Here is a 9,741-nt window from a genome sequence, read left to right on the forward strand (position 1 = left end):
GTCTTTCTCTCTTTTTTCTAGAGCGGTCGTTGGAGTTGGTGGCTGTTTTTTCTTTATTTCCATGCCCTGTGGGGGGGGGAGTGTCGATGACCAGAAGTTTGCAACGGCCCACCCCCCCCCCCCCCCCCACAAAAGCAATAGGCATGACCCTGCACCGGAGCCCCCATGGCCAACGCTTTACCCGACCTGAAACTATTGCGCATCTTCGTCAGCGTGGTGCGCCATCAGGGATTCGCCAACGCACAGCAAGAGCTCAACCTCTCGACGTCGGCCATCAGCACGTACATGAGTCAGCTGGAGTCGGCGCTGGGCCTGGTGCTGTGTCATCGCGGCCGCGGCGGTTTCAGCCTGACCAGCAAGGGCGAGTTGTTCCATCAGGAAACCCTGCGCCTATTGGCCGAGCTGGAAGGCTTCGAACAATACGCCGCCGCGCTCAAGGGCGAATTGCGCGGCACGCTGAACCTGGGGGTGATCGACTCCACCGTCAGCGACAAGGCTTTGCCGTTCGCCGAAGCCATCGGCGCCTACAGCCAGGAACACCCGGCGGTGCATTTGCATTTGTCGGTGATGAGCCCTTATGAGCTGCAACTGGGCGTACAGGACAACCGTCTCGACCTGGCCATCGGCGCGTTTTCCACGCGCATGAGTGGCCTGGTGTACATGCCGCTGTACCGCGAACAGCATTGGTTGTATTGCAGTACGCGGCATCCGCTGTTCAACGAGCGGCGCATTCCCGAGCAGGTCATCACCCAGCAGCGCATGGTCGGTCGCGGCTACTGGAGCCAGGCCGAACTGGCTCGCCATGGTTTCAAACACAGCGCGGCGACGGTGGAGAGTATGGAGGCGCAGTTGATCCTGGTGCTCTCTGGCGCCTACATCGGTTACTTGCCGGAGCACTACGCCCAGGCTTGGGCCGACAAGGGCGACTTGCGTGTGCTGTTGCCGGCGACCTTCGGTTATCAGGCACCGTTCTCGATGATCGTGCGCCGCGGGCGCAGTCGCGAACCGCTGATCCAGACCTTTCGCGATCTGCTCAAAGCACAGCTCAATCAGGTTTAAGATGATGTCCAGAATCCAGTGCTCACGTTGTCTGCGCCCGCAATCCCATTGCCTGTGCCCGCTGATCCCCAGCCTCGACAGCCGCACTCGGGTGTTGCTGTTGCAGCACCCCAGCGAAGTGAATCATGCGCTGAATACCGCGCGACTGGCGGCACTGGGCTTGAACAATGCCGAGTTGATTGTCGGCGAAGTGTTCGAGGATTTGCCGAAGCTGTTGAATCAGCCGGGATATCAGACACGGTTGTTGTTTCCCGCCGACGATGCGCAACCGATGCAGGCTTACACCGCATCCGATGATCCGTTGCTGTTGGTGGTCCCGGACGGCACCTGGCGCAAGGCACGCAAGATGTTGCACCTCAATCCGCTGCTGGCGGCGTTGCCCAGGGTGACCCTGGCCGAGGGCGGCGTGTCCCGTTATCGACTGCGCAAGGCGCCGGAGCCGGGGGCGTTGTCGACGGTGGAGGCGATTGTGCAGGCGTTGCAGGTGCTGGAAGCGCCGGCTTCGTTCGAGGCGTTGTTGAAGCCGTTCGAGGCGTTGATCGAGGGGCAGATTGCGGCGATGGGGGAGGAGACCTTCCAGCGTAATCATGGGCCGAAATAGTCGGTGCTTCTGAGGGACTCTTCGCGAGCAGGCTCGCTCCCACAGTTGACCGCATTTCCCTGTGGGAGCGAGCCTGCTCGCGAAAGCGGTGGAACAATCACAGTAATATCGACCCAGAGACTACCGCTCCCGCATCGCCTCAGTCCGCGCTTTCAACACGGGTTTAAGCAGATAATCCAGCACCGTCTTCTCCCCGGTAATAATGTCCACCGTCGCCACCATCCCCGGAATGATCAGCAGCGGTTTCACATCCCCGCCCAAATGGTTTTTATCGGTGCGCACCTGGATCAGGTAGAAGCTGTTGCCCTTGTCATCGGTGATGGTGTCGGCGCCAATCAGTTCAAGCTTGGCGCTCAGGCCGCCATAGATCGTGTAGTCGTAGGCCGTGAACTTGACCATGGCTTTCTGGCCCGGGTGCAGGAACGCCACGTCCTGTGGCCGCACCTTCGCCTCGATCAGCAGGTTGTCTTCAAGGGGCACGATTTCCACCATGTCGCTGCCCGGCTGGACCACGCCGCCGATGGTGTTGACCTTGAGCACCTTGATGATGCCCTTGACCGGCGAGGTCACCGTGGTACGGGTCACACGGTCGTCGATGGCGATGCTCGATGCCGTGATTTTCGACAGGTCGGTGCGTTTCTCATTCAGCTCCTTGGCCGCTTCGGAGCGAAACGTCTGTTCCGATTCGTCGATCTTGCTCTTGATCTCGGCCATCGCCGATTCCGCCCGGGGAATCGCCAGGGTGGTGGCGTTCAACGAGCCGCGGATCTCCACGGCGCTGCGCTTGAGTCTCAGGATCTCTACCGGCGACACGGCGCCGGTCTTGACCAGAGGCTCGGACATCGCCATCTCTTGATTGACCAGCGCCAGGCTTGAACTGTATTGCCCGGCTTTCGAGCGAAACTCCGCCAGTTCCTGGGTTTTTTGCCGCAGTTGCTCACTCAATGTCCGTTGTTCGCTGGCCAGTCGACGTTGCCGTTGTTCGTACAGCGAGCGCTCGTCTTCGGCCACTTGTGGCGCCTTGGCGATCACTTCATCCGACAGCTTGAAGGGGCGGCCCTCGGCTTCCGCCGACAGCCGTTCGACCTGCGCGGTCAGTGCATAACGATCGGCCTCGCTTTCGCCCTTGTTCGACAGGTAGCGCGTGTCATCCAGACGCAACAGGGTGTCGCCCTTGTTCACCATTTGCCCTTCGCGCACGAAGATCTCGGTGACGATGCCGCCTTCAAGGTTCTGGATCACTTGCACCTTGCTCGACGGGATCGCCTTGCCTTCGCCCATGGTCACTTCTTGCAACACGGCGAACTTGGCCCAGACCAAGGCGCTGATCAGCAGCGCCGCCGCCAGCCACACGGTGATCCGCGACCAGCGCGGGGAATCCTGCAGCGAGGCGCCGGCGGTTTCCGGCATGAATTCGACTTCGGCGCTTTTCGAAAAGCTGTTGAAGTAGCCACGTTCATTCGATTTCACCAGCGGGGAATCAGGCATGGGCGACTCCTAGACTGCCGCAGAGCCAACGCGGCCCTTGCGCAGTGCATCGATGACCGCTTCTTTCGGCCCGTCGGCGACGATCCGCCCGTTATCCAGCACGATCAGCCGATCCACCAGGCTGAGCATGGAGGTACGGTGGGTGACCAACAGCACGGTTTTGCCCTGGACCCAGCCATGAAGCTTTTGCCGCAGGGCGTCTTCGCTGCTGTTGTCCATGGCGCTGGTGGGTTCGTCGAGCAGCATGATCGGCGGATCCAGCAACAAGGCCCGGGCCAGCAATACGGCCTGACGCTGACCACCGGACAGCAGTTGTCCGCGCTCGCCCACGGGGCGGTCAAAGCCTTGCGGATGTTGCCGGGCCAATTCGGTGACACCGGTCAGTTCCGCCACTTCAAGCATGCGCGAATCACTGATGTAGCGCGCGCCGAGGGTCAGGTTGTCGCGCAGGCTGCCGGCCAGCAGCGGCAGGTCGTGGGCGACGTAGCCGATTTGGTGGCGCAGGTCGGCGACGTCCAGTTGCCGCAGGTCCAGGCCATCGAGCAGCAACTGGCCTTCCGCAGGTTCGAAGAAGCCCATCACCAGTCGCGCCAGGGTGCTTTTGCCCGAGCCGCTGCGGCCGATGATGCCGATCCGTTCGCCGGGTTTGACGCTGAAACTGATATTGGCCAGCGCCGGGGCGTTCTGGCCGTTGTAGTGGAACGTCACACCGGTGACATCCAGCGCGCCTTGCAGTTGTGTGCGTTCAAGCGGCCGTTGCCGGGCGTCCCGCTCCTGGGGCAGCGACATCAGCGCGTCGGTGCTTTTCATGGTCAGTTGCGCTTGCTGGTAGCGGGTGATCAATCCGGCGATCTGCCCCAAAGGCGCCAATACCCGGCTGCCGAGCATGTAAGTCGCCACCAGCGCACCCACGCTTAGGTTGCCGGCGATGATGCTGTAGACCCCGGCGACGATGGTCGCCATGCCGGAAAACTGCTGGATGAACAGCGTGCCGTTGGTGGCCAGCGCCGCCAGGTTGCGGGCGTGGCTGTCGAGGCGGGTCAGGGCACCGTGGGTGCTTTCCCATTTGTGCTGGCGTTCGCTTTCGGCGCTGCAAGCCTTGAGGGTTTCCAGGCCGCCGAGGGTTTCGATCAGCAAGGCCTGGCGTTCGGCACCGAGGCTGAGGCTTTTCTGCACGGTGTCGCGCAGGCGCGCCTGAATCACCATGGCGAAAATGATCGTGATTGGAAACGCCAGGATCGGAATCACCACCAGCCAGCCGCCAAGCAAGCCGATCACCAGCAGCATCAGCAGGGCAAAGGGCAGGTCGATCAGGCTGGTGAGCGTGACGGCGGTGAGGAATTCCCGCAGGCCCTGGAAATCATGGATGCTCTGGGCAAAGCCGCCGATGGTCGCCGGCCGCGCTTTCATCGCCATGCCGGTGATGCGTTCGAACAGCGTTGCCGACAGGATCACATCGGTTTTCTTCCCGGCGGAGTCGAGCAAATGTGCACGCACTACCCGCAGCACCAATTCGAATGCGGTGCCGATCAGCAAGCCGATGGATAACACCCACAGGGTCGAAGTGGCCTGGTTCGGCACTACGCGGTCGTAGGTCTGCATGACGAAAAGCGGCACCATCAGGCCCAGCAGGTTGATCAGGAAACTCGCCAGGATCGCGTCGCTGTACAACCATTTCGACAGCTTGAGGGTGTCGCGAAACCAGGCCTGCACCCGTGGCACCAATGGTGAGCGCAGATCCTCGAGTTCATGCCGGGGCCGGGCGAACAGGGCCTGGCCTGCGTAATGCTCTTCAAGATCCTCAGGGGTGATCCATTGTTCGCCGCCGTCGGCTTCGCTGGGCAGGATCAGCACCCGGCCACCTTCGCCGATGCGCCGCATCACGGCGGTGCGGCCATTGTTCAGCAGCAACAGAACGGGCAGGTTGAGGGGGGAAATGTCCTTGAGGTCGCGGCGCAGCAACCGTGCCTGCAAACCGGCCCGGGCCGCTGCGCGCGGCAGCAGGTCCAGGCTCAGGCGTTGGTGTGCCATTGGCAGCCCGGCACTGAGGCTGGCGCGACTGACCGTCGCGCCGTGGAGTTTGCAGAGGATCAGCAGACCGTCCAGAAGCGGGTCATCGAAACTCAGGCGCGGATCGACACCAGTGTTGCCGGGTTCCATGCTGGTCACATTGATCGCTCCCTTATTTGCACAACTGACTGTAGGAGCGAGCTAGCTCCGGGCGGCGTTCCGACGATGAACCTGAGAGCGCCGCGGGGTGTCAGGCTTCCCGCGTCATCGTTAACGATCATCGCGAGCAAGCTCGCTCCTACAGAGGGTCTTATTTGAGTTCAGGCAAACGCGCTTCGCTTTTGACTTCGGTCTGGGCGATCGCATCGGCGGGCAGCACGACCCGCTGCTTGCTCAGCAACTGGCCCATGTTTGCCAGTACACGGTACATCGAAAACTCTTCGGTGTAGCGCACTTCGGTGTAGCGGCGATTGGCGTTGTAGAGTTCGTTTTCACTGTCCAGCAGGTCGAGCAGGGTACGTTGGCCGAGACCAAACTGATCCTGATAGGCCATGCGCACGCGTTTGCTGGTGTCGGCGTATTCACGGGCGGTCGGGGTTTGTTTCTTGGCGTTGACCATGGCGTTCCAGGCCAGGTGAATGTTCTCGTTGAGCTGGCGCAGGGCGTTGTTGCGGATGTCCATCGCCTGATTGATCTTGTGCGCGTCCGATTGCAGGCGCGCCTTGTCGCTGCCGCCGCGGAACAGGTTGTAGTTCATCACCACACCGACCCGCCATTCGTTGTCATGACCTTCTTCGCCGGCGATGTTGTTGTTCGCGCCCACCGCGGCTTCAGCGTCGAAGCGTGGGTAGAACGGCGACTTGGCCACCTCGTACTGGCTCTCGGCTGATTGCACGTCGGCCTGGGCGGATTTCAGGTAAGGGTTGTTTTCCACCATGCTTTGCTGGGCTTCCTGCAGGGTGGCCGGCAGTTCACCGCGGGTCGAAGGTGGTGCTTCCAGTTCATCGGGCAGACGCCCGACGACGGCGTAGAAGTTTGACTCGGCATCGGCCAGGTCCACTTCGGCGGTATCGAGGTTGTTCTCCGCCAGTGCCCGACGAGCGGTGGACTGGTCAGCATCGGCAGTACTGCCAACGCCGCGCTGGGTACGCAGGCCGATCTGGTCGTTGACCCTTAGGTGCGCTTGCAGGTTGTTCTTGGCCAGGGTCACCAGTTCGCGGCGCTTGAGCACTTCGAGGTAGACCTCGATGGTGCGCAGGGCCAGGTCCTGGGCGGTGCCTTGGGCGTAATAGGCCCGGGAGTTGACCACGCCTTTGGTGCGCTCTACTTCGTTGGCGGTATTAAAGCCGTCGAAGAGCATCTGCCGCAGGCGCAATTCCGATTGGGTGTAGTTGAGGATTTCCGTGTGGTGATCGCCGAACGCCCGGGTGTTGGTGTTATCGCTGTACCCGCGCCCGTAGGCGGCATTCAGATCAACAGATGGATAAAAGCCCCCCTTGGCGACCTTGACGTCTTCATCAGCCGACAGACGGCTGTCCACCCGCGACGCCAGTTCCGGGTGGGTCGCTATCGTGCTTTGGATCGCTTCCGTCAAAGACATGGCTTGGGCTTGAGACGAGCAGGCCATGGCCAATAGAACCGCGCTGCAAAGGGGGGTTAAAAGGCGCATGGTGCATCTCCCTGAAGTCCTGATGGTGCTTATTCGTCGCCAATTATTTGACGACTTTTATGGGTAAAGCGTTTCACCCTCTTAACAACAGAGCTAAGAACATTCTGGAGGGAAGCTAAGAAATATTTCTCATAAGACTTATGCCAAAAAAAACTTATGCGCTTGGCTAAATCCAGCACATTGTTCATCACGAAAGCCCTTGATTTATGAGCTTTAGGGCGCTCATCAGGGCTGGTGAAAAGTTCCGATCCACTTATCGACATAGGGCGGAGAAGTGCTGGAGGGGAGGGACGCGTAACGGAATACTGGTGACAGAATTTTGTCACTTTGGTGATTCAGAACTGTTACGCATCGCTCGCAGGGCAAGTTGTCTGGGAAGTGCAATCCAATGTCTTTGATTGCAAAGGGTTTACCCCGTACCTAGACAATGACCGCGAGCAACAGGCCGGGCGCGATCGTCGCCGGGGCAGCGGCTTACCCAGGTAATGCCGCTGAACGGCAGACGATCCGCCGGGCAACCCGCTTGAGCCATCCATGAGCATGTTCTCCGCAACAAAAAAAGGTGCCGACAGCGGTTGGCAGCGGAGGAAATGCACATGGCTACGCTCATCGGTATCGTCAGTAAAGTCATCGGTCAGGTGTTCGCAGTGGCGAGCGACGGCACTCGTCGTGTTCTGATCGAGGGCGACCGATTGTTCGCCGGTGATCAACTCAATACCGGGGCCGAAGGCGCCGTGGCGGTGCAGCTGCAAAATGGCCAGGAACTGACTCTAGGTCGGGGCAGCAGCCTGCAAATGAATGCTCAGTTGCTGGCCAGTCAATCGCCTCACGTGGAATCGGGCGAGGCAGTGACACCGAGCCAGGCGCAACTGAGCGACGTCGAGCAACTGCAAAAAGCCATTGCTGCCGGTGAAGACCCGACGCAGACCGCTGAAGCCACGGCGGCAGGACCGGGTTCGACCGGGCCTGGCGGTGCCGCAGGCGGGGGCCACAGTTTTGTACTGCTGGAAGAAGTGGGCGGGCGAGTCGATCCAATCATTGGCTTCCCCACCGCCGGATTCGGTGGCATTCCCGAGTTTCCCGAAGAACGGCACGACGGCGACGCCAATAATGCGGCGGTCGTCGATGCGCCGGTGATCACGCCCGTCGTGAACAACCCGGTCACGCTCACCGGCCTGTCGGTGCAGGGCGGCGAACTGACCCTCAACGAAGCCAACCTGCCCGACGGCTCGGCGCGCAATCCCGGTGCGCTGACCCAGAACGGCACGTTCACTGTCACCGCGCCAGACGGGCTCACCAGCCTGAGCATTGGCGGGATCAACGTCATCAGCGGCGGTGTCGCCGTGGGCTTCCCGCAGTCGATCACCACGGCGCTGGGTAGTACTCTGACCATCACCGGTTACAATCCGGCCACGGGCGTGATCAGTTACAGCTACACCCTCAACGGCAATGAAACCCATACCTCGGGTAACGGCACCTCCCTCAGCGAACATTTCACCGTCGTGGCTGGCGACAGCAATGGCGACACGGCTACCGGCTCCCTGGACGTCAACATCACCGACGACGTGCCCAAAGCCGTCGACGACAGCAATGGCGCGGCGTCCGAAAACCAACTGATCCTGAACGGCAACGTGCTGACCAACGACGTGCAGGGCGCGGACCGTGTCGAGGTCGGCCCCAACAGCGGTCCGATCACCCCCGGCACCTTCGTCGGCAAATACGGCACCCTGGTGCTGAATGCCAACGGCACCTACACCTACACCCTGGACACCAACGATGCGGACTTCAAAGCGCTGCACGGCGGTGGCAATGGCACCGAGACCTTCACCTACACCCTCACCGATGCCGACGGCGATACCAGCACCGCCAACCTGGTGCTGAACATCCACAACGACGACGATGGGGTGAACCTCAACGGTCTCAACGTCGAAGGCGGCGAGTTGACCGTCTACGAGAAGAACCTCGGCGACGGCACCAGCCCCAATGCATCGGCGTTGACTCAAAGCGGCACCTTCACCGTCAACGCGCTGGATGGCCTGCAAACCCTGACCGTAGGCGGCATCACGGTGGTCAGCGGTGGCGTGGCCGCCGGGTTCCCGCAGTCGATCACCACGCCGCTGGGCAGCACCCTGACCATCACTGGCTACAACCCGACCACCGGCGTGGTCAGCTACAGCTACACCCTGGTGGATAACGAAGCGCACCCGAATGCCAACGGTGCCAACAGCATCACCGAAAATTTCAATGTCGTCGCAACCGATACCGATGGCAGTACCGCCACGGGACAGATCAACGTCAACATCGTCGACGATTTGCCGACTGCTAAAGCTGACACCCCCGACGTGCAGGAAGGTGGCACCATCAGCGGCAACGTGCTGGACAACGATATCGTCGGCGCCGATGGCCCAGCCGCTGGCGGGGCGGTGGTCGGCGTGCGCGCCGGTTCGGACACTTCGACCGCGGCCATCGGTGGCCTGAACAGTCAGATCAACGGCACCTACGGCTACCTGACCCTCGATGCCCACGGCAACGCGGTCTACCACAGCAATCCGAACAGCGTGAGCGGTCCCGGTGCGACCGACGTCTTCACCTACACCATACGCGATGCCGATGGCGATCAAAGCACCACCACCATCACCATCGACGTGTACAACAGTTGCCTGAGAGCGGTCAGCGACAGCGACGTCACCGTGTACGAAAAAGCCCTGGACCTGAACAAGGATGGCCAGGACCTGGCCGCCGGCACCGTCACCGGCAGCCAACCGGGCAGCACCGGCGAAACCGCCAGCGGCACCCTGGTCGGCTCGGTCAGCGGCGCGGTCGGGGCGATCACCTACGCCTTGGTCGGCAGCGCCAACGGGGCCTATGGGCAAATCCACCTCAACCCGAACGGCACCTACACCTACACCCTGAC

General features: G+C 61.3%; 6 protein-coding genes. 3 read left to right on the forward strand and 3 right to left on the reverse strand.

Annotated elements, in window-relative coordinates:
- The first annotated feature begins 165 nt into the window (after nt 1-165).
- On the forward strand, nt 166-1,059 hold the full coding sequence (locus tag ACSFE6_RS29375) for a LysR family transcriptional regulator (protein WP_095196413.1): 894 nt from the start codon (nt 166-168) through the stop codon (nt 1,057-1,059).
- Between the two features lie 4 nt (nt 1,060-1,063).
- Nucleotides 1,064-1,660, forward strand: a complete 597-nt coding sequence (locus ACSFE6_RS29380) for a tRNA-uridine aminocarboxypropyltransferase (RefSeq protein ID WP_435430879.1) — start codon at nt 1,064-1,066, stop codon at nt 1,658-1,660.
- 120 nt (nt 1,661-1,780) lie between these two features.
- On the opposite strand, the gene ACSFE6_RS29385 is transcribed toward ACSFE6_RS29380, so the two are convergent.
- The 3 genes from ACSFE6_RS29385 to ACSFE6_RS29395 all read right to left on the reverse strand — a co-directional run bounded on the left by ACSFE6_RS29385 (nt 1,781) and on the right by ACSFE6_RS29395 (nt 6,827).
- The gene (locus ACSFE6_RS29385; RefSeq protein WP_435430880.1) at nt 1,781-3,148 is read right to left on the reverse strand and encodes an HlyD family type I secretion periplasmic adaptor subunit; all 1,368 of its coding nucleotides are present in this window, start codon (nt 3,146-3,148) and stop codon (nt 1,781-1,783) included.
- Between the two features lie 9 nt (nt 3,149-3,157).
- Nucleotides 3,158-5,317, reverse strand: coding sequence for a type I secretion system permease/ATPase (locus ACSFE6_RS29390; RefSeq protein WP_435430881.1), 2,160 nt, complete (start codon nt 5,315-5,317; stop codon nt 3,158-3,160).
- Nucleotides 5,318-5,468: 151 nt separating this feature from the next.
- Entirely contained in the window at nt 5,469-6,827 is a 1,359-nt protein-coding gene (locus ACSFE6_RS29395; protein WP_435430882.1) for a TolC family outer membrane protein, read from the reverse strand.
- A gap of 596 nt (nt 6,828-7,423) precedes the next feature.
- On the opposite strand from ACSFE6_RS29395, the gene ACSFE6_RS29400 reads away from it, so the two are divergent.
- On the forward strand, nt 7,424-9,741 hold a 2,318-nt coding region (locus ACSFE6_RS29400), incomplete at its 3' end, for a retention module-containing protein (protein ID WP_435430883.1).

The sequence above is a fragment of the Pseudomonas baetica genome (genome assembly GCF_051216495.1).
GTDB lineage: Bacteria > Pseudomonadota > Gammaproteobacteria > Pseudomonadales > Pseudomonadaceae > Aquipseudomonas > Aquipseudomonas baetica_B.

What these genes read in the sequence shown, in the direction of transcription:
- ACSFE6_RS29375 (WP_095196413.1), top strand. Translation starts at nt 166, where the DNA reads ATGGCCAACGCTTTACCCGACCTGAAACTATTGCGCATCTTCGTCAGC.
- ACSFE6_RS29395 (WP_435430882.1), bottom strand. Translation starts at nt 6,827, where the DNA reads ATGCGCCTTTTAACCCCCCTTTGCAGCGCGGTTCTATTGGCCATGGCC.
- ACSFE6_RS29380 (WP_435430879.1), top strand. Translation starts at nt 1,064, where the DNA reads ATGTCCAGAATCCAGTGCTCACGTTGTCTGCGCCCGCAATCCCATTGC.
- ACSFE6_RS29385 (WP_435430880.1), bottom strand. Translation starts at nt 3,148, where the DNA reads ATGCCTGATTCCCCGCTGGTGAAATCGAATGAACGTGGCTACTTCAAC.